The organism is Sphingomonas asaccharolytica NBRC 15499, assembly GCF_001598355.1.
In the GTDB taxonomy this organism is placed as follows: domain Bacteria; phylum Pseudomonadota; class Alphaproteobacteria; order Sphingomonadales; family Sphingomonadaceae; genus Sphingomonas; species Sphingomonas asaccharolytica.
This window is the reverse complement of sequence record NZ_BCYU01000065.1, coordinates 1-25,192: the sequence shown is the minus strand read 5'-3', so window position 1 is coordinate 25,192 and position 25,192 is coordinate 1. Positions and strand designations below refer to the sequence as shown.

Genomic DNA, 25,192 nt, shown 5'->3' with positions numbered 1-25,192 from the left:
GCTTCACGGTGACGAAGACGGGGACGACCTCATCGAGCTATTCGGTCAATTATGTCGCCGGCGGCGGCACTGCGATATCAGGCACCGACTATACTGCGACGTCGGGCACGCTGACTTTTCCGGCGGGCAGCTCGACGAGCCTGCCGATCACGGTACCGACGCTCCCTGACAGCGTGATCGAATCGCCTGAAACCGTGCTGGTCACCTTGTCGGCGCCGACTGGCGGGGCGACGATCACAACATCGCAGGGCTCAGGTACGATCAACGACGTCCCGCCGCCGCCATCGTTCGCAATCGGCAACGCGACCGCGGTGTCGGAAGGTAGTCCGCTGACCTTCACGGTGACGAAGACGGGCACGACCTCGTCGACCTAATCGGTCAATTACGCGACCACGGGTGGCACTGCTACGTCGGGCATCGATTACACCGCGACGTCCGGAACGATGATCTTCGGGCCGAGCGGCACGTCGAGCCAAACAATCACGGTGCCGACGCTCACCGATAGCGTGGTCGAATCGTCCGAAACGGTGTTGGTCATCCTGTCCTCGCCTACCGGCGGAGCAACAATCAGTGCCTCGCAAGGCTCTGGTACCATCAACGATAGTACCCCAAGCAATCTTCCGCCCGTCGCGAACGCGGACACGACCTCGTTCGAGTGCAGCATATATCAGACCGTCAACCTGGTCGCGAATGACACCGATCCGGAAAACAATGTGCCGCTCCATCTGGTGTCGATCACCGGCCCAGGCTCGGCCACGGTGACCAGTACTACGTCCGTAACCATCGGCGAGCACACCTCCGGCACTTTCACGTTCAGTTACGTCGTCTCGGATAGCCTGGGTGCGACCTCGACGGGTCAACTCACCGCAACCGTGACCGGGCTGGCTTCGCAATGCGTCTCGTTTTGACGGCTCCGAGCGAGCTTCGTAAGCAACGGCGTCGTGGCCAGTTACACGTTCAACGAGGCCGACAACGTACCGACGTGAACCTGACTGTCGCAAGCGCTGGCAACCTTAAGCTCGCCGGCTCGCCTAATCCACTTCTGCCGTAATGCGGCCCGGCACTCAAAGAGAAGCGCATTAAAGAGGGGGTTTCCGTGGCTCATCGACGTTTGAACCGTGCCGGTTTGCTGATTTCGAGCAGCATGCTCGTGGCGCTAGCCGTTACAAGTGCGGCCAAGGCGCAATCGACACCGCCAGCGCCGGCCCCGCCGTCAAGGTCTCCGATCGACGAAAACGGCGTGAACGTCGCCACCGGCCAAATACAGATACCGACTGGCGAACTGGCCATCGGCCCTCTGACACCTGGTCAGCTAAGATATGGGGGCTATACGTTCGGAGCCAACAGCACAAATTCGAACACCATTGCAATTTCCACATCCGGGCAGGTGATACTTGGCTCGGTGGGAAAGTCGTTCAGCGATGGCATCGCGACAGATGGCTCCGGCGATAAATTTGTAGGAGGAATCTACATTGCGCGAGACGGCACAAAAATAGCATTTAGCAATTCTATGCTCGGTACGGGCAGCGGCAATCTGTATATAAATATTTACGCTGGCGGATTGGTTAGTTACCTTGCGACTGGTATTACCTATCCCAACGGAGAGAAGATTACATTCAATTATAGAGTGGATTCCTCATCGTCTTATAGCGGTGCAGGATTCTACATCTATACTAAATACGTTCGACTGCAGTCCGTAACGAGCAATCGAGGATATCAGTTAAAATACAATTACGCAAATAACGCGAATGGCGATCAGTTTAGCGCCTCGACATGGTTGAATCTCGTGAGCGTGACGGGAATAAACAACGCCGTGGACTATTGTGGCCCGGTTGTGGATACCTGCTCCGGATTAACTGGCTCGTGGCCATCTTTGTCATTTTCTTTATCAGGCTCCGTAACCTCTATCACCGATCCGACTGGCGGGGTTGCTGGCATCACGTGGGACTCAAGCAGCCGAATAGTGGGAATCCGCCGACCCACCGCCTCTGTCAACAACGTAACGATATCGTACGACGCGAGCGGGCGCGTGTCGTCGGTTACGAAAGACGGCGTGACATACGGTTATTCGTTCTCCCTGTCGGGGGCGACAATGACGGGGGTTTTGACCGGACCCAACGGTACGATCCGAACGACGGTGGCCAATGCCACTACGGGTGCAGTGGCAAGCGTCACTGACGCTTTGAACCACCAAACCGCGTATCAGACGGACGGCTTCGGTCGAGTGACGCAGGTCACCTACCCGGAGGGCAATTACGAGACTTTCACTTATGATGACCGAGGGAACCTCACACAGAGGGCCTCGGTTGCCAAGGCCGGCAGCGGCCTTGCGAACATCGCGACATCCGCCGGATATGACGCGACTTGTACAAACGCGGTCACTTGCAATCAGCCAAATTGGACGCGGGACGCGAATAACAATCAAACGGATTTCACATACGATACGACCCATGGAGGGTTGCTGACGGTCACCGCGCCAGCGGCCAGTTCGGGGGCGACGCGGCCACAGACGCGCTTCAGCTACACTCCGCTGCAGGCGTATTACAAGGATGGCACTGGTTCGATCGTGGCCTCAGGAGTGCCGATCTACCTTCAGACAGGCAGCTCGACCTGCAAGACGCAGGCGAGCTGCGCCGGCACTGCCGACGAGACCAGGAAAACGGTCGATTACGGCCCTCAAACCACCGGAGTTACCAGCAATCTGCTCCCGGTTTCCCAAACGGAGGCTGCAGGGGATAACTCGCTGAGCGCAACCGCGACTTATTCCTATGATCCGGTCGGCAACCAGATAGCCGTGGATGGTCCGCTGGCCGGAGCGACCGATACGACACGCATACGCTATGACGCAGCGCGACGTGTTGTGGGCGTCGTCAGCCCCGACCCCGATGGTCCCGGCGGACTCCTTCCAAGGGCCCAGAGAACTACATATGACGCGGATGGCAAGGTCACGACGACTGAACTCGGTACGGTGGCCGATCAATCCGACAGTGCCTGGACCGGCTTCTCCTCTCTGCAGCAATCCGTCACCACTTATGATGTCAATGCTCGCGCCGTACGCCAGGAATTGAAGTCCGGGGGCGTGACCTATTCGCTGACGCAAACGGGCTACGACGCCCTTGGCCGCGTTGATTGCGTCGCGGAGCGGATGGATCCGGCACAATGGAATTCGCAGACCGCCGCGTGCGTGCCACAAACGACAGCGGCCAATGGGCCGGACCGCGTAACCAAGATGACCTATGATGCCGCCGATCAGGTCACCAAAATACAGCCTGCTTATGGCACCACGTCCCAGTTGGACGACGTAACAAGTACCTATACCAACAATGGCAAACCAGCGAGCGTGACGGACGCCAATGGCAATAAAACCAGCTACACCTATGACGGCTTTGACCGGCTGTCGAAGACGAACTATCCCTCGACGACGAAGGGATCGGGCGCCAGCTCGATGACCGATTACGAGCAATTGACCTACGATGCCAACGGCAACGTCACGAACAAGCGGCTGCGTGATGGTGGCACGGTCGCCTTCGGGATCGACAATCTTAACCGGGTGACCTCGCGGACCGAGAATGGCTCGCTGAGCCGGCAATACGGCTATGATCTGTTCGGTCAGTTGACCAGCTCGAGCTGGGCAGGTGGTAGTTCAACCGAAACAATGGCCTATGACGCGCTGGGTCGGCTGACCTCGCGCACCGAACCTTACACGACGCTCAATTATCAATATGATGCCGCTGGTCGCCGCACGCGCCTAACTTGGCCGGACGGGCTCTATATCAATTACAATTACGATCTCGCGAATGAGATGACCACCGTCGTCGAGAACGGCTCAACGACGCTCGCCACCTACGGTTATGACAATCTGGGCCGCCGTGCGAGCCTCGTGCGGGGCAATGGCACGGCGAGCTATTACAGCTATGACGGCGCGTCGCGCCTGGCATGCCTCCGGTTCGATCTCGCTGGCGGCGGCACGCTAGACTGCACGCCGACCGCGAGCGGTCAGGACAATGCGATCACCTTCGGCTATAATCCCGCGGATCAAATCGTGTCGCGCCCTAATGCGAACACTGCCTATACGTGGACGGGCAATGTGAACGTCAACCGGAACTATAGTTCGAACGGGCTCAATCAGTACACCGCTTCGGGCAGCGTAGCCCTGGGGTACGACGGGCGGGGCAATCTCAACGCCTCAGGCAACTCGACTTTTGGCTATGACCCGCTCAACCATCTCGTGTCCACCAATGGCGCCGCCAGCACGCTGGAATATGGCTCGCTCGACGAGCTGCAGGGCTACAATCTCTCGTCCAGCACTCCTCGCTTCGCCAGTGACGGCGGCAACATCATCGGGGAGTATCTTTGGGGCGTGTCGCCCAGTCTGCAACGCCGCTACGTTTACGGCGCTGGCGCCGACGAGCCGCTGGTCTGGTACGAAGGCACCGGCACGAGTGACAAGCGTTGGCTGATCGCCGACGAGCGTGGCTCGGTCGTGGCGGTGACCAATGCCAGCGGTACATCGATCGCTACCAACACTTACGATGAGTACGGTATCCCTGCCGCGAGCAACCTAGGTCGGTTCCAATATACCGGGCAGGCGTGGCTGCCCGAGGTTGGTCTCTATTATTACAAAGCGCGGATGTACTCGCCGACGCTGGGCCGGTTCATGCAAACCGATCCGATCGGTTATGCCGATGGGATGAACTGGTATAATTATGTTGGTGGGGATCCCATCAATGGCGCAGATCCGTCAGGACTTGATGGTGTGTGGAATGGTCCGCCTCCTGTAATAACGGGGACTAGAACCTCAAACCTTACGTCACTCACCAGCCTCCCCACGATTTCGGATAATTTTGGACCCTCTCGTGCCAACCCGGATACCGTTACTGCTCAGCTCGGCCAGTACGGCACAAAGGCTCAGCGAAATCCGAAGCGGGGTAGCCGGAATCCTTGGTGTCCTAGTGAAGAGGGTGATTCTTGGGTAGATGCTGCGTTAAAAGTCAATGAATATGTTGGCTTGGGCGCGGATGCCACTTCGGTCGGTGCTGAAGTGGTTGCCGGTGCGACGCTTGAGGCTTCTCCGGTTGCCGTTGGTGCGCATGGCGTTGCATTGGCTGCCAACATAGTATCGAAAGCTTCATCGTTGGCCGCAATGCCTCTACATCTATACAAGGGGGATTATATTGGTGTTGTGGGTGATGCGGTTGGCATGATCACTGCGCATAGCGTAGGAAAACTTGCTGAACATGCTCTTGAGGCTGCGAAATTTGGGAAGGCCGCGGCCGGTGCTGTCGAGGGTGCTGCGGGAAAAGCGGGCGAGCAGGCGGGAAAAAGCAGATCGATGTGCAGTGGTTGAGAGGTTCAAATGGTTCAAATCGTATTTTTGGCGACGTTGGTTTTAGCGATAGAAGTGTTGATAGAGTATATTATACCGGCGCAGGCTAGATTATATATTCGATTAAACAAAATCAGTAGAATAGGAAGGTTAAAAGTAAAAGACGAATCTGGTTATGGATATATTAGAGCGATAAGAATAACGTTTTCCTCTGTATTAATCGCGGCTATATTATATTTTTCGATGATTAAAGTCGCGATCGTGGCGATATCTGGATCGATAATAATTTTCTTGTACGTTATATTTGTCACTTTCAGCGATTTATTATATGTTGATCATGGAAATCATATTGAGGACTAAATGGATTTCATTACCAGTTAAACTTGTGAAGTTACGAGTTGCGCGAGTTGCGGTGATAATTACTAATTACGGTGACACGTGCAATAACCCCTTTACTCCATGCCAGGCAAAGCTAGCCTAACTCGATGGCCCGCCTTGTGCGCATCGTGCTCCCCGGCATTCCCCACCACGTGACCCAGCGCGGCAATCGCCGCGAGCGGGTGTTCTTCGAGGACGGCGACTACGAGCTCTATCTCGACCTGTTGTCCGACGCGGCGACTCGGTCGGGGGTGGCGATCTGGTCTTATTGCCTGATGCCCAACCACGTCCACATCATCGCCGTGCCGAGCGACGAGGACGGGCTGCGGCGGACGTTCCGCTATGTCCATCGCCATTACACGGGATACATCAACGCCCGCCTGCGGGTGACCGGGCATCTGTGGCAGGGGCGGTTCAGCTCGGTCGCTATGGATGAGGCGCATCTGGTGAGCGCGCTGCGCTATGTGGCGTTCAATCCAGTGCGGGCGCGATTGGTCGAGCGAGCGGAGGACTGGCGCTGGTCGAGCACACGGGCGCTCATCGCAGGCGAGGGCGACGGGCATGTCGATATCGCGCCGGCGCTAGAGCGGGTCGGCAACTTCGCGGCGTTCCTGGGCGAGGCGTTCGACGAGGCGATCAGCTATGCCGCGCTGCGCAAGGCCGAGAGCGTCGGCCGTCCGGTCGGATCGAAGGAGTGGCTGGAGGATATGGAAGTGCAAACCGGCCTTGTGCTTGCTCCCGCCAAGCGCGGGCCTAAGCCGAGGAAGGGTTAGGAGTATGCACGCATAACTGTAACAAGACATCGCTGAGCGCGATGAAATGACGGCGGTTTGCGCCGTCCTTTTTCGTTAGAACGAGTCCTATTCCGCCCCGACCGGAATCCCCGGCTGATTCTTCGACGTGCGGATGGTGAGCGACGTCTTGACGCTCGCCACGTTGGGCGCCGGGGTCAGATGCGTCGTCAGGATATCCTGGAACGCTTTCAGGTCGCCGGCGACGATCTTCAGGATGAAGTCGATTTCGCCGTTGAGCATATGGCATTCGCGGACCTCGGGAATCGTCGCGATGTGCGATTCGAACGCGGTCAGGTCGCGTTCGGCCTGGCTTTTCAGGCTGACCATCGCGAACACGGTGATCGGATAGCCGAGGGTGGCGGGGTCGAGTTCGGCGTGGTAGCCCTTGATCGCGCCCGCTTCCTCCAGCGCGCGGACGCGCCGCAGGCATGGAGGTGCGGTCAAGCCGACCCGGTCGGCCAGTTCGACATTGGTCATCCGTCCGTCGGCCTGTAGTAAAGACAATATCTGCCGATCGATCCGATCCAACGCCATCGCCGGTTCTCCAAGAATTTTATGCGAGTTAGCCCGATGGCCAACATAATATAATTGCTGGATTGCGCAATCGTCCCACTATGCGACGCGTCAAAATGAACCGTTTGAAGCGCGCCGTACAGCGGTTAAGAAATTCCTAAGGCGCGGCGGTTCCGCGTGACCAGAGGGCGATCCTTGCGCTTCGACGACAGTCTCGACACCGTGCTCGGCGCCGATATGGCAACATCGTTCGGCGCGCAATCGGCATGGCGTCAGCTGACCGATCTGATCGGGCGTCGGCGTGCGGCTCCCGACGCGAAGGCGATCGAGCAATTGCGGGCGATACGGTCGCGGGTACCGATGCGGGCCCGCGCGGCGAGCGCGCGCAGCCTCGCCTTTGCCAATCCGCCCGCGGAACTCGTCCGGCTGTTCGCGGAGGACGAGCCGTCGGTCGCGGCACCAGTGATCGCGGCGGCGCAGCTGACCGGCGAGGAATGGCGCGCGATGCTGCCCGATCTGCCGCCGACCTCGCGCTCGCTGTTGCGGCATCGTCGCGATCTGCCGGCTGAGACAGTGCGCGCGCTCGACAGTTTCGGGCGGTCGGATTTCGCGCTGCCGCGACCCGACAACGAGTCGGAGCTGATGACGTCCTCGATCGAGGCGGTCGCGCGCGTCGCCAGCATCGTACCGGACCGGCCGATCGCCAGCGACACGTCGCAGCGCGCCGAATCGTCGCCCAGCAGGCCGGCCAATAACGCGAGCCCAGCGCCCGCGCCAAGGGGCCCATTCCAGATCGCCGATCTGGTCGCCCGGATCGATGCCTATCAGCGCGATCATGGTGGCCTCGGACGCCCGCCGCGAGCGATCGCCAGCGATGGGCCGATCGATCATTTCTGCTTCGAGACCGACGCCACGGGCACGATCCGCTGGGTCGACGGGGCGCCGCGCGAGCCGCTGATCGGCGTGCTGCTCGGCACCGGCTCGGCGCAGGTCGACGGCGTGGTCAGCGGTGCGTTCCGCCGCCGCGCGTCGTTCGCCGATGCGCGCCTGGTGATATCCGGTGCGTCGCTCGCCGCCGGTCAATGGCAAGTGTCGGCGACACCGGCGTTCGATCCGGCCAGCGGTCGGTTCACCGGCTATCGCGGCGTGGCGCGGCGTCCGCGCGCCGACCAGCGTGCCGAACCGATGCCCAAAAGCAGCCCGTCGCCCGAGGCGCTGCGCGCTTTGGTCCACGAATTGCGCACGCCAACCAACGCGATTTCGGGCTTTGCCGAGATGATCGAAGCGCAAGTGCTCGGCCCGGCGCCCGACGCCTATCGCGAACGCGCCGCGGCGATTCGCCATGACACGCACGACCTGATCGCCGCGATCGACGATGTCGACACCGCTGCGCGGATCGAACAGGACGCGCTGGTGCTTCGCCCCGGGGTGGTCGAAGTGGCGCCACTGCTCGCCCGCGCCGCGCGCGATCTCGAGCCGTTGATGCTGCTCCGGCAATCGGTGGTCGACATCGATGCCGGCGCACCGGGGCTGGCTATAGCCGGCGACGAGGTCGCGGTTGCGCGCCTGATCAGCCGGCTGATGGCATTGGCGGTCGGTGCGAGCGGAATCGGCGAGCGGATCGCGATCAAGGCATGGTCGAAGGACGGCCAGGCGCGGATCGCCGTCGAGCGCCCGCGCGCCTTTGCCGCGTGGCCGGGCGAAGCCGTGCTGTCGCTGGAAGGCGAGGATCAGGAAGGCACGTTGCTGGGCACCGCGTTCGGGCTCAGGCTGGCGCGCAACCTGGCCGGCGAACTCGGCGGCAGCCTCAAGATCGGCGAGCAGCGCTTGACATTGCGCCTGCCGGCGGCGTTGGATCAGGGCGTGGGGCAGCTCTCTTCAAATTGACGTGGTAGACGCGTTCCGTCCGCAACCGCCGGCGGCCGGCGATCTCGTCGCCTGGCCAGATTCGTTCGGCACGCGCTTCGTCGTGTTCGTCGACACCGAAGAGGAGTTCGACTGGAGCAAGCCGCTCGCGCGCGAGAACCGGTCGGTCTCCACCGTGTCGGCACTGCCAGCCGCCCATGCGAGGTTCGCCGCGGCCGGCGTGCCGCTCGCGCTGATGGTCGACCATCCGATCGCCACCGACCGCCAGGCGATCGACCTGATCGGGCCGTTGCTGACCGGCGGTACCGGGGTGGGGACGCAGCTTCATCCCTGGGTCAACCCGCCGTTCGAGGAAGTGCTGACCCCGGCCAACAGCTTTGCCGGCAACCTGCCGCGCGCGCTCGAAGAAGCGAAGCTGGTGGCGCTTACCGAAGCGATCACGACTGCCTTCGGAACGCGGCCGACCGCCTATCGCGCCGGTCGTTATGGCCTGGGTTCGGCAAGTTTCGATCTGCTGGCGACGCATGGCTATCGCCTCGATAGTTCGATGCGGCCCGGCTTCGACTATGCGCTGGAAGGCGGTCCCGATTTCTCCGCGCTCGGCAACCACGCCTTTCGCACCGGCGGGATCGTCGAACTGCCGCTGACCACGGTGTTCACCGGCGCCGCGCGATCGGGCGGGATGGCGCTCTATCGCGCGGCAGGACGCCTCCCGAAGGGGAGGGCAGTGCTGGCGCGCTCCGGGCTGCTCCAGCGCATTCCGCTGACCCCGGAGGGCATTCCGGTGCGCGAGGCATTGGAAGCGGTTCGCGTGGCGATGGGCGAGGGCGTTCGCGTGCTGAGCTTCGCTTTCCACTCGCCGTCGCTCGCTCCCGGACACACGCCCTATGTGAAGGATGAGGCGGATCTGGCGGCATTTTGGGATTGGTGGGGCAAGGTATTTGCCGAGCTCGATCGCCTCGGCGCCAAGGCGGCAGGTCTTGACGATGTGATCGCAGCCGCGACGGCTGGCGGCGCTGGTGGGCCCGGCAGGACTTGAACCCGCAACCTAGCCGTTATGAGCGGCCAGCTCTAACCAGTTGAGCTACAGGCCCCACCCGTGAGGCGCACGACCCTAGCGGAGCTAGTGTCGAGACGCCGAACGCCGGCCGGCCTCGCGTTAGCGAGGACCGACGACGCGGGATTTACTCCCGCGTCGTCATTTAGCAAGCGACAGGAGCATCGCGCGGAAAAGTGGGCACCGGTTTTCCGCAGAAAGCGATGCGACCCACCAATAGCCCTAATGCTTTCCCCTCGTTTGCACTCGGGGTTTTTTGCGGGCGGGCGTCCGCCAGACGCCCGCTGATTCCGCAAAAATGGTCGGGGAGACAGGATTCGAACCTGCGACCCTCTGGTCCCAAACCAGATGCGCTACCAGGCTGCGCCACTCCCCGACGCGGGCGATCCTCTAGGCGGCATTGACGCAGGCGGCAACCCGGCTCGTTCACGTCGGCTCTTATGCTCGTCACCAAGAAGAAAGGGCAGCTCCCGAAGGAACCGCCCCTCTATCGCGCCGGCGGGCCAAGCCCGACGGTGCGAATATTACTTCTTGGCCGGGGCCGCGGCGTTCTTCGCTTCGGCGCGGATCGAATCGGCCGCATTGTTCAGGCTGTCGGACGCATTGCTGACAGCGGCAGCGGCCGTGTTGTTGGTGAGGTCGCTGGCCTGGTCCGACAGATTGTCGGCTTCGGCCGCCAGGTTGTCCGCAACCGCGTCGGCATTCGCCGCAGCCGGGGTCTGCGATTTGCAGGCCGCCAAGGACACCAGGCTCGCGGCGGCGAGAACAATGGCGATCTTCTTCATCTGGGTGCTCCCAAAAAGGTTACCGTCGTTTCGCAGCCGGGCCGATCTGCCCTTCGCGAAGCGAGAGGAATAACGGCGACAATGTGGCGGTCAACGACCAAATTGGTTCAACGCCGGGTTTGCGCCGAGCCGCACTCGCCGCCGCAGGCATCTTACTCGCTCATATTAGGCGTTACCGGCCCGAATTCCTCGGGCGCATTGGCGACGATCGACAGGACGGTCGTCCACGCCGCGACGTTCTGGCGCAGCTGTTCCGGGTCGATCTTGTCGAGCGTGTCTTCGGGCGTGTGGTGCCAGTCGAAATAGCGCTGGCCCGACTGGGCAAGCGTCACCGCGGGAACGCCGGCCGCGAGGATCGGGCCGACATCGGTCCCGCCACCGGCGACATCCTTGCCGCGCACGATGCCGAGCGGCGCCAGCGCCGCCGCCAGCCGATCGCCGACTGCCTTGGCCGTGTCGGGCAGGTTGGTGTTGAACCGCCAGACATTGTCGGCGCCGAAATCGGATTCGCTCGCCATCGCGAACTTCTCGCCGGCATGCGCCTTGGCATAAGCCGCGCCGCCGAAGCCGCCGGGCTCCTCCGCGCCGAACCAGACGACGCGGATAGTGCGGCGCGGGCGCGGTCCGTCGAGCAGGCGCTTGGCCGCCGCGGCGGTGATGGCGATACCCGCGCCGTCGTCGATTGCGCCGGTGGCGAGATCCCAGCTGTCGAGATGGCCGCCGATCAGGATCGTGCCGGCCTTGGGATCGGTGCCGGGCACCTCGGCGACGACGTTGCCCGATTCGGCCTCGGGCAGCATCTGCGGCGTGAGGACCAGCTTCATCGTTACCTTGTCGGTGCGTGCGAAAATGCGTTCGAGTTGCTCGGCGTCCGCGACCGACAGCGCACCCGCCGGGATCGGCGTCACGCCCGGCGTCCAATTGGTCGCACCGGTATGCGGCCAGCGGCCCTTGTCGCTGCCGATCGAGCGGATGACCGTTGCGACCGCGCCCTTCTTGGCGGCGATATTCGGACCGATGAACCGCGCCCCGCCATAAGCGCCATAGCCGCTGCCGTCCTGGGTCGCCTTCATCTGGTTGGAGATGAAGGCGATCTTGCCCTTCAGGCTGCCGTCGGGCGCAGCGACCAGGTCGGCGAGCGTCGGGAAATAGGCGACCGGCGCGGTGATGCCCTCGGGCGGCGTTGCACCCGATCGGCCGAGCGCCGCGACGACCAACTTCTGCGGGTAATGACCGACGATCTCCGCCGTCTCCGCGCCGCGCACCCAGACGGGCATCTTGTAGGTTTCGACATGGACGTTCTGGAAGCCGAGCTTCTTCAGCCGGATCACTGCCCAGGCCCGCGCGCGCGCTTCGGCCTCGGTCGCCGCCAGCCGCGGACCGACTTCGGTGGTCAAATCCTCGACGATGTCCCAGGCGACCTGGTCCTTGAGCGCGGCATCGCGTGCCTTGGCGACGGCGGGATCGACCTTGGCGGGCTCGGGCATCGCATTGCGTTGCGCGAGGGCGATCGAGGGGAGGGTGAGGGCAAGCGTGGCGACGGACAGCATCAGCGGGATGCGCATAGGTTGAGGTCTCCTGCGACGAACGGAGCCCGTAGCGTCGGACGACGCCCGGAAGGACCTGCTGCTTAGGGCCGATTCACCGGGTTGGGCAAGCCGCCGGGGGTTTCCAATCGGCCACCCAATCGCTATCTGCCCGCTCTACTTTTCCGGCAATTTCAAAACACGGAGCAACGTGCCGCCATGGCCGCCCAATACGCATATGTCATGAAGGACATGACCAAGTCCTTCCCCGGCGCCCCGAAGCCGGTGCTGAGCAACATCAACCTACAATTCTATCACGGTGCCAAGATCGGCATTGTCGGCCCCAACGGCGCCGGCAAGTCGACGCTGATGAAGATCATGGCCGGCATCGACCAGGATTATTCGGGCGAGGCATGGCCGGGCGAGAACATCACCGTCGGCTATCTCGCGCAGGAGCCGGAGCTCGATCCGAACAAGTCGGTGCTGGAGAACGTCAAGGACGGCGCGCGCAACGTCGCCGAATTGGTCGAGCGCTTCAACGCCATCTCGGCCGAGATGGGCGATCCCAAGGACGACACCGATTTCGACGCGCTGATGGAAGAGATGGGCGATCTCCAGGGCAAGATCGACGCGGTTGACGGCTGGACACTCGACAGCCAGCTCGAACTGGCAATGGAAGCCTTGCGCTGCCCGCCGTCGGACTCGCCGGTCACCAGTCTGTCGGGCGGTGAAAAACGCCGCGTCGCGCTGACCCGGTTGCTGATCCAGAAGCCGTCGATACTGCTGCTCGACGAACCGACCAACCATCTCGACGCGGAAAGCGTCGAATGGCTGGAAAACCACCTCAAGGAATATCACGGCGCGGTGCTGATGATCACCCACGACCGCTATTTCCTCGATAATGTGGTCGGCTGGATTCTCGAGATCGATCGGGGAAAGTACTTCCCGTACGAGGGCAATTACTCGACCTATCTCGAGAAGAAATCCAAGCGGCTCGAGCAGGAAGAGCGCGAGGAATCCGGGCGTCAAAAGGCGATCAAGGACGAGCTCGAATGGATCCGGCAGGGTGCCAAGGCGCGCCAGACCAAGTCCAAGGCGCGTATCGCCAAGTTCGATCAGCTGGTCGAAGCGCAGAAGAACCGTTCGCCCGGCAAGGCGCAGATCGTCATCCAGGTGCCCGAGCGGCTGGGCGGCAAGGTCATCGAGGTCGAGAATCTCTCGAAATCCTATGGCGACAAATTGCTGTTCGAGAATCTGTCGTTCACCTTGCCGGCCGGCGGCATCGTTGGCGTGATCGGACCCAACGGCGCGGGCAAATCGACCCTGTTCAAGCTCATCACCGGGCAGGAAAAGCCCGATGCCGGGACGATCGACATCGGTACCACCGTTCGGCTGGGCTATGTCGACCAGAGCCGCGATCATCTCAACGACAAGAACAACGTCTGGGAGGAAATCTCCGACGGGCTCGATTCGATGAAGGTCAACGGCTTCGACCAGTCGACCCGGGCCTATGTCGGCGCGTTCAACTTCAAGGGCGCCGACCAGCAGAAGAATGTCGGCAAGCTGTCGGGCGGTGAGCGCAATCGCGTCAACATCGCCAAGATGCTCAAGCGCGGCGGCAACGTGCTACTGCTGGACGAGCCGACCAATGACCTCGACGTCGAAACGCTCGGCGCGCTCGAAGAAGCGATCGAGAATTTCGCCGGCTGCGCCGTGGTCATCAGCCACGACCGCTTCTTCCTCGATCGCCTCGCGACGCACATCCTGGCATTCGAAGGTAACAGCCATGTCGAATGGTTCGAGGGCAATTTCGAATCATACGAGGAAGACAAGCGCCGCCGCCTCGGTGACGCCGCGGATCGTCCGACGGCGCTGGCGTACAAGAAGCTGACGCGCTGAACGATCGAAAAAGGCTCCGCGGTCAGGTGACCGCGGAGCCTTTTTGCAGCCCGACAGGGGGGAGGTCAGGCCGCTAAGCGGTAAATCTCTTCGTAAACCCTTTCACCGGCTGGCCCGCTTCGACATAGGCTTCGACATGGTCGACCCGCGCCAATGGCGGGCCAGCGCGGCACGCTTCGACCAGCGAAGCGACCGCATCCTCCTCCCCGGACGCCAATATCTCGACCGTGCCGTCGTTGCGGTTGCGCACCCAGCCGGTGACCCCCAAGGACTGCGCCTTGCGGATGGTAAAATCCCTGAAGCCGACCTGATGCACTTTACCCGACACCACGACCCGCTGCATTATCCCCATAAACTACGACCCTTTTAACGCGACCGCGGGGTTGATCCCCATCAATCGCGTTGAGTCTAGCACCGGCCGAAGTCGACCGTAGCTTTATGATCCGCAGCCTGGCGTGTCAGCGGGGCAATCCAGCGGCGGCTGCCGCGAATTTGCGCCGAACGGAAAGGTGCCGCTAGGAGCGGCGAACGAAGTCAGGAGGATATGTGCCGATATTCGCGGCTTTGCTGATCTGGTCGGCGGCCACGGCCACGGCGACGGGAGGTCTGCCCCCGGTCGACGGCGAACTGCTGCCGGTTGGCGACGCTTGCTACACCGTTCCTGGTTCGGAGCAGGGCAAATCTGCGGGCAGCATCCTGCGCCGCGTCGAGCGGATCGACGACAAGCGGTGGATGATCACGATCGCCTCGCGGTTCAATGGCGGCCCGCTGCTGACCAGCCGGATCGAAGTGGCGTTTCCCAGCCTGCGGCCGATCCGCACTATCGAGGAGACCGACGGCGAAACCAACCTGTCGGTGCGCTATCGCGACGGCAAAGCGCGCGGGATGGTCCGCGACGAGGATGGACGACGCCAAACGAGTGAAGTTCCACTGTCTGGGCCGGTCTGGGACGACGAGACGATCGAATTCGTCCTGACCGCCCTGCCACTTGCCGACGGCGCGCATTTTGACTTGCCCGTGTTCCATTTCGGTCGCGGACCCGGCGTCGCCAGGATCGACGTTCGGCACTCCATTTCGCCAGAGGGATTCAGTCGCGATCCGATTGCTGCCTGGGAAATCGAGGCCAGCACGCGATCGGATATGACGATCATCTTCCTGGTCGCGAAAGCCGATCGTCGGCTCCTGGCTGTCGAAGTGGCTGGTGTGCGCTCGGTCCTGGGCGGCGATTGTTCGGGGTTGATCCGGTGATAAAGCCGGAACCACGCTTGACGCGCCAGCGGCGCTTTCATAGCTGACGCAGCATGACTGTTCTGACCATTCTCGAAGTACCCGATCCCGGCCTGCGCGCCGTTGCCGCGCCGGTCAGCGAGGTCGATGCGTCGATCCGCACCATGCTCGCCGATATGTTCGAGACGATGTACGCCGCACGCGGCATCGGCCTCGCCGCGACCCAGGTCGGGATCGAGAAGCGCCTGGTCGTCATCGACTTGCAGGAGCCCGAGGAAGAAGGCGGCGAGCCGGTACGCAAGCCGGTCGCGTTCGTGAATCCCGAACTGTTATGGGTCAGCGACGAAATGGCGGTCTATAACGAAGGCTGCCTGTCGATCCCCGAGCAATATGCCGAAGTCGCACGCCCTGCGCGGTGCCGCGTCAAGTGGCTCGACGGCGACGCCAAGCCGCACGAGGAAGAAATGGACGGCCTGATGGCGACATGCATCCAGCACGAGATCGACCATTTGAACGGCGTGCTGTTCACCGACCATATCTCACGGCTCAAGCGCGACATGATCATGAAGAAGCTGGCCAAGGCACGGAAGGCGGCTTGATCACCGTCGAAGGCGGCTGTCATTGCGGCCACGTCCGCTTCGAGGTGCGGCTGGAAAAGCCCGAGGTCGAGTTGCTTGATTGCGACTGCTCGATCTGCAGCATGACCGGCTATCTCCATCTGATCGTTCCTGACGCAAGCTTCCGCCAGACCGAAGGACGTGCCGACGTCGTGCTGTATCGCTTCGGCTCAGGCCGCGCGCGGCACCTGTTCTGCCAGCATTGCGGGATCAAGAGCTTCTACCGCCCGCGCTCGCACCCCGATGCGATCAGCGTCAATTGGCGGTGCCTCGACGAGGATCACGGCCTGACCGCGACGATGGTACCGTTCGATGGGGTTTATCCGGTCTAGGGCTTACGCCTACTCGTCGCGTTTGGCTGCAGGCCGATGGCGGCCGATCTCGCGCGCAGTCGCATGCGGCAGGCGAGTCTCGAAATGCTTGGCGTAGACGCAGCAGCTATAGTCGCCGAGCCGAGCGCCTCGCCGGAGCCACTGCCGATACCGGAGCATATCCCCTCGATTGAAGTAGCTCATGGCGAGTGAGTGCGCTGCTCTGGCCGCTTCAGGGCCGCCGCGACGCCAAACGCGATAGTAGAGGTTGGCCGCAGTGAGGGGTTCAGCCATCGCATCGAGGTCGTCGGGATTGTTGCCTTCGGTATACCAATGGGCGAGCGCGATCATCGCCCCGTCGTGTCCGCGCAACGCGAGGCGCTGCATGATTGGAACCCAGAAGCCATGTGCGCGGCCATCCTGGATATCGAGCGCGTGGAGATAGAGACGCTCGTCGTCCATCTTAGAACAACCCCTCGATTTCTCCCGACGGGCCGATCCTGATCCCCTCCGCCGCTGGCACGCGGGGCAAGCCAGGCATCGTCATGATCTCGCCGCAGATGGCGACGACGAAGCCCGCACCGGCGGCGAGCCGTACCTCGCGCACCGGGACGATATGGCCGACCGGCGCGCCCAGTTTCGCGGGGTCGGTCGAGAAACTGTACTGCGTCTTCGCCATGCACACCGGAAGATGGCCGTATCCGGCGTCTTCCCAGCGCTTGAGCTGCGCCATCACGCTCGGCTCGGCAGTGGCGTGTTCGGCGCGGTAGAGCCGCGTCGCCACCGTGTTGATCTTGTCGAACAGCGGCATGGCATCGTCGTAGAGCGGGACGAATTGCGCCCCGCCGCCATCCGCCAGCGCGGCGACATGGTACGCCAGCGCTTCGGTACCCGCGCTGCCGTCGGCCCAATGCGTGCACAGGATCGCTTCGCAGCCATTGGCGGCGGCGATCTCGCGCACGACGCGCATCTCCTCCTCGGTATCGCTGTCGAAGCGGTTGATCGCGACCACCACGGGAATGCCGAACTGGCGGACATTCTCCAGATGCCGCGCGAGATTCACGCCGCCCAGCCGCACCGCCTCTGGATCGGGTGTGGCGAGATCGGCCTTGGCGATGCCCCCATTCATCTTGAGCGCGCGGATCGTCGCGACCACCACCGCCGCGGCGGGTTTGAGGTCGGCCTGACGGCATTTGATGTCGAAGAACTTCTCCGCGCCAAGATCGGCGCCGAACCCGGCTTCGGTCACGACATAATCGGCCAGGCCAAGCGCGGTGTTGGTCGCGATCACCGAATTGCAGCCATGCGCGATATTGGCGAACGGGCCGCCATGGACCAGCGCCGGATTGCCCTCCAGCGTCTGGACCAGATTGGGCTTGATCGCCTCGGCGAGCAGCACCGCCATGGCGCCATCGGCCTTCAGGTCGCGCGCGGTGACCGGCTGGCGATCGCGCGTATAGGCGACGACGATCCGGCCGAGCCGCACCTCCAGGTCCTCCAGGTCCTCGGCGAGACACAGGATCGCCATCACTTCGCTCGCGACGGTGATGTCGAACCCGCTCTCGCGCGGAAAGCCGTTGGCGACGCCACCCAGCGATTGCGCGATGTCGCGCAACGCGCGGTCGTTCATGTCGAGCACGCGACGCCAGACGATCCGACGCACGTCGATATCGAGCGCATTGCCCCAGTGGATATGGTTGTCGATCATCGCGGCGAGCAAATTGTGCGCGCTGGCGATGGCGTGAAAATCGCCGGTGAAATGGAGGTTGATGTCCTCCATCGGCACCACCTGGGCATAACCGCCGCCGGTAGCACCACCCTTGGTCCCGAAACATGGCCCCAGACTCGGCTCGCGCAGCGCCAGCATCGTCTTCTTGCCGATCCGGTTGAGCGCATCGGCGAGCCCGACCGAGGTGGTCGACTTGCCTTCGCCGGCGGGCGTCGGACTGATCGCGGTGACCAGGATCAATCTACCGAGGTCGCGCGGCACCGGGAGGTGCTCGCGGATCAGCTTGGCCTTGTATTTGCCATAGGGCTCGACCGCGTCGACCGGGATGCCTGCTTTGTCGGCGATCTGCTGGATGGGGTGAAGGGTCGCGGCCCGCGAAATCTCGATATCGGAGAGCATGAGGGCTTCTTAGCCGCCCCGCACGCCCGTCGTCACCCCGCGTCCGTAATGAAATTGGGACTGTCCTAGCCGGGCTGTTCGATCTATGTTCCTGCGATGATCGAGTGTCGCGGGTGAATTGTGGTTGAATTGGTGATTGCCGCGCTGGGTGCGCTCGTTGTCGGGTTGGTGATGGGTTGGCTGCTCGCGTCGCGCCGCGGCGTGGCCGAACTGGCGGCCGCCAAGGTGCATGCCGATCAGCATGACATGACGCGCCAGCAGTTGCTCGCCGTGACGGCCGAGCGCGACACGACGATGCGTGCGCTCGACGCGCACCAGGCGGCGTCGCGCGAGCGCGAGTTGGCGTTCGAGGCGCGGCTGATCGAAATCGTCGCGGCTAAAGAAGCGCTGGCGGCGCAATTCGCCGAGGTCGGACAGCGGCTGCTCGACGATGCCCAGACCAAGTTCCTCCAGCGCGCTGACGAGCGGTTCAAGGAATCCGAAGCGACCAGTGGGCAGCATCTCCGCGCCTTGCTCCAGCCGGTCCACGAACGCTTGCAGCGCTACGAAGAAGGCGTGGCCAAGGTCGAGGCCGATCGCCGCGATGCGTTCGGCACGCTCCACGGCCAGATCGAGGCGATGCGGGTTGGACAGGAATCGGTTCGCTCCGAAGCTTCCAAACTGGTCAATGCACTGCGCAATGCGCCCAAGGCGCGCGGGCGCTGGGGCGAGCAGCAATTGCGTAACGTGCTCGAGACGTGCGGGTTGAGCGAGCACGCCGATTTCCAGGCCGAAGTCAGCGTCGACGATGGCGAGGGCGGGCGGCTCCGGCCCGACGTGATCATCCGCGTGCCGGGCGGCAACGCGCTGGTGATCGACGCCAAGGTGTCGCTCAACGATTATCAGGACGCGTTCGGCGCGATCGATGATACCGAGCGCGCCGCCGGGCTGGTGCGCCACGCGGCGTCGATGCGCGCGCATGTCCAGGCGCTCGGCGCCAAGGCCTATTGGACGCAATTCGACGACGCGCCCGATTACGTGATCATGTTCGTGCCGGGGGAGCATTTCCTCTCGGCCGCGCTCGAGCAGGACCCTACCTTGTGGGATTTCGCGTTCGACCGCCGCGTCCTGCTGGCAACACCGACCAATTTGATCGCGATCGCGCGGACCGTCGCCGCGGTCTGGCGGCAGGAGAAACTAGCCGGCGAAGCGCGCCAGATCGCCGAATTGGGCAAAGAACTCTATGCCCGGCTGTCGGTGATGGGCAGCCATGTCGCGCGGCTGGGACGCAATATCGGCCTCGCCAACGACGCCTATAATGCGTTCGTCGGCAGCCTGGAGACGCAAGTGCTGACCCAGGCAAAACGGTTCGAGGATTTCAATATCGATACCGGCGGGCGAGCAATCGAGTCGCCGCCGATGGTCGAGCAATCGCCGCGCCCACTGGTGAAGCTTGCGTCGGTCGGCGAGATGGGGGATCGTTCGTCCGAGGGATGATCCTCGTGCCTGTTGGGGAACGGGTCGATGACGAAACTCGCCGGGTTGCTGATTGCCGCGATGCTGACGGCGTTACCCATGGCCGTCGCGGGGCAGGGAAAGACCGCGACTCCGCCGCGGAGGCAACAATCAGCCAGGCTTTCTCCGCGATCCAGGCCGGCGATCCGGCGCGAGCCTTGGCGACGGTCGAGCCGGTCGTCGCGTCATTCGACAAGGAATTTTCGGGCGAAAAGCGCCACATCTTCTGCTCGCAGACGGCCGAACAGGATGGCTATTATCTGACCACCGCCGATGGCGGGGCGGACAATGTTCGGCTGGTGACGGTAGCGTGGTGCGAGGCGCTCTATGTCAAAGCGTTCGCGTTGGTCGATCTCGAGCGGCTCGACGATGCCCAATCGGCGCTCGAAAGATTGGTTGCATTCGCGCCGAAACACGCTCGATACCTCAACGAGTTAGCCTATGTTCTTCTGAAGAAGAAAGAATGGCAGCACTCGATCGATACCTATAGGAACGCCGAGGCCGCAGCGACGTTCACGCCCCAGCGGCGCGATTATGAGCGATGCGTGTCGTTTCGCGGCATTGGTTACGATCTCGTCGAACTGGGGCGGCTCGACGACGCCGAAGCCGCCTATCGCAAATGCCTGGCGATCATCCCCGATGAGCCAAAGTCTCTGGGTGAGATCGAATATATCAAGGCGCAAGAAGACGACCTGACGCCGCTCAATCAGTGCGGGTCAGCGTGGCGTTGCCGCTGGCGCTCGACAAAGTGAGCGTTCGGTCGCGCAGCGCAACGCGCGCCGGGCCAGCGATGATCGCCAGGAACTTGCCCTCGACCTCCATGCCCGGCCCGGGGCACGCCATCTTGGTCGATATCACCCGGCTTGCGCTCAGACTGCCACGGTCGATGCGATAGCCGCCGCCGAAGCTGTTGCAGCCGGCGTTCCCGGTGATGCGATCGCCCTCGAAGCGTATCTCGGTCGCGCGAGCGGTGCGGACCGGGCGTCCGTCGATGCTGGCAATTGTCCAGCGCGACCCGTCGAGCGCGGTAGCGTCCAGCACGGGATCGCCGCCACAGCCCTTGACGCTGCGCCGGCCGACCGTGACGGTGACACGATCGGGAAATTTGCGGTCGCTCATCCCGTCGCTGCACGGCGCGCGGGTGATATCGACGACGATCCGCCGCGTGACATAGCGCCGTCCGTTGAAGCTGGGCCGCGCCGCGGGCGCCTTGACGTGAATCCGGGTCTTTCCATAATCGCCGGCATAATTGATCCAGCCGCGTTCGATGGTCAGCGTCCAGCCCGGTTCGGTGCCGACGGCGCGATAGGTCTCGGTCCTGGCCGAGGCAGGCACAGCGAGGAGCAGCGCGGGCAGGGCGAGGGTCGCGGCGAGCTTCATGGCATCTCTCCTTTGCCCGGGCGTATAGCCCAATCCAGCTGAACCGGCCATGTCGGCCGTATTCAGCCGCGATGTCGGGCAAGCACTTCATACGCCATCACCGCGGTCGCCACCGCGGCGTTCAGGCTGTCGGCCTTGCCCAGCATCGGCAATTTGACCAGCAGGTCGCATTCCGCCTCATAAGCGTCGGGCAGACCCTGCGCTTCGTTGCCGGTGAGCAGGAAGGTCGGCGCCTGATAGGCGGCACCGCGGTAATCGTGGTCGGTCTGCAGGCTGAGCCCGACGAGCTGCCCCGGCCCCGAGCGTAACCAGGGCAGGAACGCGTCCCAGCGCGCCTGGGCGATCGGCACCGTGAACAGCGCGCCCATGCTCGCGCGCACGGCCTCGACCGAAAAGGGATCGACGCAATCGTCTACCAGGATGAGACCACCCGCGCCGACCGCGTCGCCGGTCCGCAGGATCGTGCCGAGATTGCCGGGATCGCGCAGCCGCTCGGCGACCAGCCAGATCGGCGAGGTCGAACGGTCGAGCGCCTCGAGCGGCGTGGTGAATTCGGGGAACACCCCGACCACCGCCTGCGGATTGTCCTTGCCCGACAATTTGGAAAGGATGTCGTGGCTGGTCTCGATCGCTTCACCGCCGGCAGCTTCCACGGCGTCGACCAACGCGAGGACCAGCGGATGCCTCGCGCTGTCGGCAGCGAAGAACAGATATTCCGGCATGCGTCCCGCTTCGCGCGCCTCGGTCAGGATGCGCAGCCCCTCTGCGAGGAACAGCCCCTCGGCCTTGCGATGCTTCTTGTCGCGCAAGCTGCGGACGCGCTTGACCAGGGTGTTGGAGAAGGCAGTGATCTCGCGCGGCATGATGGGTTCCTAGCGAACCCATTAGTGCAGCGGAAGCTGTAGTCGTCAGCTAAGCTCTACCCGTCACCCCAGCCCAAGCTGCTGCCGTCACCCCAGCGTAAGCTGGGGTCTCAAGCAGTATTCTCCCCTCATGAGATGCCAGCTTTCGCTGGCATGACGGATTTGGGAGGGGAGGCGGTCAGTCCTCGCCGAACTTAGCCTCGACCAGCTCACACAAGGCACCAACCGCGCTTTCCGCGCCATCGCCGTCCGCGCTGATCGTGATCGTGTCGCCCATCGCCGCGCCGAGCATCATCAGCCCCATGATCGACGTACCGGTGACCGCGGGGCCATCCTTGACGACCTGGATCTCGACCGGCTGGGTCGAGGCGAGAGTGACGAATTTGGCCGATGCCCGCGCATGCAGGCCGCGCTTGTTGACGATCTGTACCGTGCGGCTGATCGCCGGCATCAGGCGGCGGCCTCGCCGAGCGCCTCGGATGCCACTGCGATATATTTCCGTCCCGCCTCGCGTGCCGCGATCACCGCATCGACGACCTTCATCGATTTGCGCGCCGATGCCAGGCGGATCAGCATCGGCAAGTTGATCCCGGCGATCACTTCGACTCGCCCGCGCTCGAGCAGCGAAATGGCGAGATTGGATGGGGTGCCGCCGAATAGATCGGTCAGGACGATCACGCCCTTGCCGTCATCGACCTTGCCGATCGCCGTGGCGATATCGGCGCGGCGCGCTTCCATATCGTCGTCAGGGCCGATCGCGATCGCTTCGACGCGCTCCTGCGGACCTACGACATGTTCCATTGCGGTCACGAACTCGGACGCGAGTCGTCCGTGCGTCACCAAAACCAGACCGATCATGCGTTTGCTTACTATCCCAAACCCGTCCGCGGCGCACCCTCCAAGGAGTCCTGCGGTGCCGCCCCTAGATCTCGATGCGTGACCGTGGGCGAAAACCCGGCGTCGTGCAACCGCTTCGCGACCCGTTCCGTGACATGAACCGACCGGTGGCGCCCGCCTGTACAGCCGAAGGCTATGGTAACATAGGCTTTTCCCTCCGCCCGGTAGCGTGGGAGGAGGAGCAGGAGCAGATCCTCGATCTGCTTCATGGCGTCATCATAAGCCGGATCCGCGGCAACATAGGCCGCAACATCGGGGTCGAGTCCCGTTCCGGGGCGCAATTTCTCGTCCCAATGCGGATTGCGCAGGAATCGCATGTCGAACACCAGATCGGCGTTGCGCGGCAGACCGCGGGCATAGCCGAACGACATGACCGATAAAGTCGGTTCGCCCAGACCGTCGCCGCCGAAGGTCGCGCGCACCTGCTGCGCCAGTTCGTTCGACGACAGGTCGGTCGTATCGATCAGCCGGTTGGCCCAGCGCCGCAGCGGGGCGAGCAACTCGCGTTCGCGAGCGATGCCGTCACTCGCCGGACGGTCGAGCGCAAGCGGATGGCGCCGTCGGGTCTCGGCATAACGCCGCTCGAGCTCGGCACCGCTGCAATCGAGGAACAAGGTACCAATGTCATAGCCGTGCTCGGCGCGCAGCGTCTTGATGCGCTTGACGATGCTCTCGGGGTCGAAGTCGCGCGTCCGTGCGCCGATTCCGACCGCCAGCGGCGAATCGCTCTCGGTGCTTTCCGACAACGGCGTGCTCAGCAGTCGGTCGAGCAGCCGCAGCGGCAAATTATCGACTGTTTCCCAACCGAGATCCTCGAGCGTCTTGAGCACGGTCGACTTGCCGGCGCCGGACAGGCCGGTGACGAGCAGGATCTCCTTGGCCCGAGTCACGCCGTGGTGCCGACCAGGTGCCGCAACGCGAGTTCGACCTTGATCGGTGCCGAGGCCGTGCGCGGATCGACCGCCACCTCGCGAATATCGAGGCCGGCGATGCGGCGGACCTCATCCCCCAGCGGCATCCGTTCGGGCGTATCGGTCAAGCGAATGAGCAGCGCCACCGGGATCTTCTCGACATGGTGCGTCTGAAGGACGCCTAGGCCGCGCACCTCGATCTGGCCGGCGATGTTTTCGGGGGGGGATGCGAGCAGTTCGCCGCCGGCGCGCTGGAGCAAGGTGTAATCGTCGCTGATCAGCGCAGCGCCGCGATCGATCAAGCGTAGCGCGAGGTCGGACTTACCGGCCCCCGACGCGCCTTCGATCAATATCGCGCGTCCATCAATGGCGACGCTGGAAACATGGAGCGTTTCGGATGAGAGTGCGGTCGCGATTGCTGCCTCCCTAGCTAGGCGCGAGCGGCAACCGGACGACGAATCTGGCCCCACTCAGACGGTCTTCACGCGATTCGACCGCGATGGTGCCCTGATGCCCCTCGACGATCGTCCGCGCAATGGCGAGCCCTAGACCGGAATGCTTGCCGAATTCCTCATTTTCCGGGCGGATCGACTGGAAACGCCGAAACACCGCTTCGCGCGCTTCTTCGGGCACGCCGGGCCCCTCATCCTCTACTCGGATCACCATGTCGTCGTCGGCGAGCATCGCAGCGACCGTGATCAGGCCGTTATTGGGGGAGAAAGAAACGGCGTTGTCGAAGAGATTCTCGAACACGCGTTCCAGGCGAGCGCCTTCGCCCATCACCAATGCACCGCCACGCACGCGATTGTCGAACCGGATCCGCACGCCGCGCTCGATCCCGCGCGTGCAGCGCTGCTCGATCAGCGCGGCGAGCATGGCCAGCACGTCGACCGCGTCGAACTTGGCGCGGCTGAGCTGGGCATCGAGTCGTGACGCCTCGGAAATGTCGGTGATCAGCCGGTCGAGCCGGTGCACGTCGTCGCGCACGATCGCCAGCAGCCGCTCCTGCAGCGCCGGATCCTTGACGTTCGCCAGCCCATCGACCGCCGATCGCAGCGAGGCGAGGGGGTTCTTCATTTCGTGCGTGACGTCGGCCGCGAAGGCTTCGGTGGCGTCGATCCGCGCCCGCAGCGCCTGGCTCATATCGCTGAGCGCGCGGGCAAGGCTGCCGATCTCGTCGCGGCGCGACGGCAGCCGTGGGACGACGACCTCGCGCGCAC

General features: G+C 63.2%; 25 protein-coding genes, 2 tRNA genes and 1 pseudogene. 13 read left to right on the top strand and 15 right to left on the bottom strand.

Translation table 11 applies throughout. From position 1 onward, the window contains the following. The 5 genes and pseudogenes from SAS01S_RS16270 to SAS01S_RS16255 form a co-directional block, all read left to right on the top strand. Positions 1-374: Calx-beta domain-containing protein (locus SAS01S_RS16270; protein ID WP_218016318.1), on the top strand; the 374-nt coding region annotated here is incomplete at its 5' end. A gap of 42 nt (positions 375-416) precedes the next feature. Further along, positions 417-506: pseudogene (locus SAS01S_RS23355) on the top strand (hypothetical protein); the annotation flags it as partial. A gap of 24 nt (positions 507-530) precedes the next feature. Beyond that, positions 531-908: an Ig-like domain-containing protein gene (locus tag SAS01S_RS16265; RefSeq protein ID WP_245656949.1), complete on the top strand. Its 378-nt coding sequence runs from the start codon at positions 531-533 to the stop codon at positions 906-908. A gap of 188 nt (positions 909-1,096) precedes the next feature. Further along, a complete protein-coding gene (locus SAS01S_RS16260; protein ID WP_157082857.1) occupies positions 1,097-5,347 on the top strand; it encodes an RHS repeat-associated core domain-containing protein in 4,251 nt (1,416 codons plus the stop codon). Positions 5,348-5,811: 464 nt separating this feature from the next. Next, entirely contained in the window at positions 5,812-6,477 is a 666-nt protein-coding gene (locus tag SAS01S_RS16255) for a transposase (protein ID WP_066810941.1), read from the top strand. An 87-nt stretch (positions 6,478-6,564) separates the two neighbouring features. Here SAS01S_RS16255 and SAS01S_RS16250 read toward each other — a convergent pair whose 3' ends face one another. Next, the gene (locus SAS01S_RS16250) at positions 6,565-7,032 is read right to left on the bottom strand and encodes an Lrp/AsnC family transcriptional regulator (protein ID WP_066810938.1); all 468 of its coding nucleotides are present in this window, start codon (positions 7,030-7,032) and stop codon (positions 6,565-6,567) included. Between the two features lie 174 nt (positions 7,033-7,206). Between SAS01S_RS16250 and SAS01S_RS16245 the strand changes: the two genes are divergently transcribed. Together SAS01S_RS16245 and SAS01S_RS16240 are read left to right on the top strand one after the other, a co-directional pair. Beyond that, on the top strand, positions 7,207-8,898 hold the full coding sequence (locus SAS01S_RS16245) for a sensor histidine kinase (protein ID WP_369405755.1): 1,692 nt from the start codon (positions 7,207-7,209) through the stop codon (positions 8,896-8,898). 1 nt (position 8,899) lies between these two features. Continuing rightward, positions 8,900-9,916, top strand: a complete 1,017-nt coding sequence (locus SAS01S_RS16240) for a polysaccharide deacetylase family protein (protein ID WP_245656948.1) — start codon at positions 8,900-8,902, stop codon at positions 9,914-9,916. On the opposite strand, the gene SAS01S_RS16235 is transcribed toward SAS01S_RS16240, so the two are convergent. The 4 genes from SAS01S_RS16235 to SAS01S_RS16220 form a co-directional block, all read right to left on the bottom strand. Further along, positions 9,895-9,971: transfer RNA gene (locus tag SAS01S_RS16235), tRNA-Ile, on the bottom strand. The genes SAS01S_RS16240 and SAS01S_RS16235 overlap by 22 nt on opposite strands. A 262-nt stretch (positions 9,972-10,233) precedes the next feature. Next, positions 10,234-10,310, bottom strand: a tRNA-Pro gene (locus SAS01S_RS16230). Between the two features lie 148 nt (positions 10,311-10,458). After that, positions 10,459-10,719: a hypothetical protein gene (locus SAS01S_RS16225; RefSeq protein ID WP_066810932.1), complete on the bottom strand. Its 261-nt coding sequence runs from the start codon at positions 10,717-10,719 to the stop codon at positions 10,459-10,461. 152 nt (positions 10,720-10,871) lie between these two features. Then, positions 10,872-12,284, bottom strand: a complete 1,413-nt coding sequence (locus SAS01S_RS16220) for a M20/M25/M40 family metallo-hydrolase (protein ID WP_066810929.1) — start codon at positions 12,282-12,284, stop codon at positions 10,872-10,874. A 180-nt stretch (positions 12,285-12,464) separates the two neighbouring features. Between SAS01S_RS16220 and ettA the strand changes: the two genes are divergently transcribed. Then, positions 12,465-14,144 (top strand): energy-dependent translational throttle protein EttA, encoded by a 1,680-nt coding sequence (gene ettA / locus SAS01S_RS16215; RefSeq protein ID WP_066810926.1) that lies wholly within the window; start codon positions 12,465-12,467, stop codon positions 14,142-14,144. Between the two features lie 73 nt (positions 14,145-14,217). Here the strand turns inward: ettA and SAS01S_RS16210 are convergent, their stop codons facing one another. Next, the gene (locus tag SAS01S_RS16210; RefSeq protein ID WP_245656946.1) at positions 14,218-14,496 is read right to left on the bottom strand and encodes an acylphosphatase; all 279 of its coding nucleotides are present in this window, start codon (positions 14,494-14,496) and stop codon (positions 14,218-14,220) included. 194 nt (positions 14,497-14,690) lie between these two features. Here SAS01S_RS16210 and SAS01S_RS16205 point away from each other — a divergent pair, with 194 nt between their 5' ends. The 3 genes from SAS01S_RS16205 to SAS01S_RS16195 are packed head-to-tail and all read left to right on the top strand — an operon-like array spanning position 14,691 to position 16,320. Beyond that, positions 14,691-15,392 carry a DUF3108 domain-containing protein gene (locus tag SAS01S_RS16205; RefSeq protein WP_066810920.1) on the top strand — a complete coding sequence of 234 codons (702 nt, stop codon included), beginning with the start codon at positions 14,691-14,693 and terminating at the stop codon, positions 15,390-15,392. A gap of 53 nt (positions 15,393-15,445) precedes the next feature. Beyond that, positions 15,446-15,970, top strand: coding sequence for a peptide deformylase (def, locus tag SAS01S_RS16200; RefSeq protein WP_066810917.1), 525 nt, complete (start codon positions 15,446-15,448; stop codon positions 15,968-15,970). After that, positions 15,967-16,320 (top strand): GFA family protein, encoded by a 354-nt coding sequence (locus SAS01S_RS16195; RefSeq protein ID WP_245656945.1) that lies wholly within the window; start codon positions 15,967-15,969, stop codon positions 16,318-16,320. Before def ends, SAS01S_RS16195 begins: the two co-directional genes overlap by 4 nt. Before the next feature lie 9 nt (positions 16,321-16,329). Here SAS01S_RS16195 and SAS01S_RS16190 read toward each other — a convergent pair whose 3' ends face one another. Continuing rightward, positions 16,330-16,761, bottom strand: a complete 432-nt coding sequence (locus SAS01S_RS16190) for a hypothetical protein (RefSeq protein WP_066810915.1) — start codon at positions 16,759-16,761, stop codon at positions 16,330-16,332. A gap of 1 nt (position 16,762) precedes the next feature. Further along, positions 16,763-18,427: a formate--tetrahydrofolate ligase gene (locus tag SAS01S_RS16185; protein WP_066810913.1), complete on the bottom strand. Its 1,665-nt coding sequence runs from the start codon at positions 18,425-18,427 to the stop codon at positions 16,763-16,765. 171 nt (positions 18,428-18,598) lie between these two features. Here SAS01S_RS16185 and SAS01S_RS16180 point away from each other — a divergent pair, with 171 nt between their 5' ends. Together SAS01S_RS16180 and SAS01S_RS16175 are read left to right on the top strand one after the other, a co-directional pair. After that, positions 18,599-19,903 (top strand): DNA recombination protein RmuC, encoded by a 1,305-nt coding sequence (locus SAS01S_RS16180; RefSeq protein ID WP_066810952.1) that lies wholly within the window; start codon positions 18,599-18,601, stop codon positions 19,901-19,903. 5 nt (positions 19,904-19,908) lie between these two features. Then, positions 19,909-20,673, top strand: a complete 765-nt coding sequence (locus SAS01S_RS16175) for a tetratricopeptide repeat protein (RefSeq protein WP_169804977.1) — start codon at positions 19,909-19,911, stop codon at positions 20,671-20,673. Here SAS01S_RS16175 and SAS01S_RS16170 read toward each other — a convergent pair. The 7 genes from SAS01S_RS16170 to SAS01S_RS16140 form a co-directional block, all read right to left on the bottom strand. Then, the gene (locus SAS01S_RS16170; RefSeq protein ID WP_066810907.1) at positions 20,624-21,301 is read right to left on the bottom strand and encodes an META domain-containing protein; all 678 of its coding nucleotides are present in this window, start codon (positions 21,299-21,301) and stop codon (positions 20,624-20,626) included. The genes SAS01S_RS16175 and SAS01S_RS16170 overlap by 50 nt on opposite strands. A 62-nt stretch (positions 21,302-21,363) precedes the next feature. Then, a complete protein-coding gene (locus SAS01S_RS16165) occupies positions 21,364-22,164 on the bottom strand; it encodes a TrmH family RNA methyltransferase (RefSeq protein WP_066810669.1) in 801 nt (266 codons plus the stop codon). A gap of 178 nt (positions 22,165-22,342) precedes the next feature. Beyond that, positions 22,343-22,615 (bottom strand): HPr family phosphocarrier protein, encoded by a 273-nt coding sequence (locus tag SAS01S_RS16160; RefSeq protein ID WP_066810667.1) that lies wholly within the window; start codon positions 22,613-22,615, stop codon positions 22,343-22,345. Continuing rightward, positions 22,615-23,022, bottom strand: a complete 408-nt coding sequence (locus SAS01S_RS16155) for a PTS sugar transporter subunit IIA (RefSeq protein WP_066810665.1) — start codon at positions 23,020-23,022, stop codon at positions 22,615-22,617. The genes SAS01S_RS16160 and SAS01S_RS16155 overlap by 1 nt, the downstream gene beginning before the upstream one ends. A gap of 11 nt (positions 23,023-23,033) precedes the next feature. After that, a complete protein-coding gene (gene rapZ, locus SAS01S_RS16150) occupies positions 23,034-23,951 on the bottom strand; it encodes an RNase adapter RapZ (RefSeq protein WP_066810664.1) in 918 nt (305 codons plus the stop codon). After that, positions 23,948-24,388, bottom strand: a complete 441-nt coding sequence (locus SAS01S_RS16145) for an HPr kinase/phosphorylase (protein ID WP_066810950.1) — start codon at positions 24,386-24,388, stop codon at positions 23,948-23,950. The genes rapZ and SAS01S_RS16145 overlap by 4 nt, the downstream gene beginning before the upstream one ends. 10 nt (positions 24,389-24,398) lie before the next feature. Continuing rightward, a partial coding sequence (locus tag SAS01S_RS16140; protein ID WP_169804976.1) for a sensor histidine kinase occupies positions 24,399-25,192 on the bottom strand: 794 nt, incomplete at its 5' end.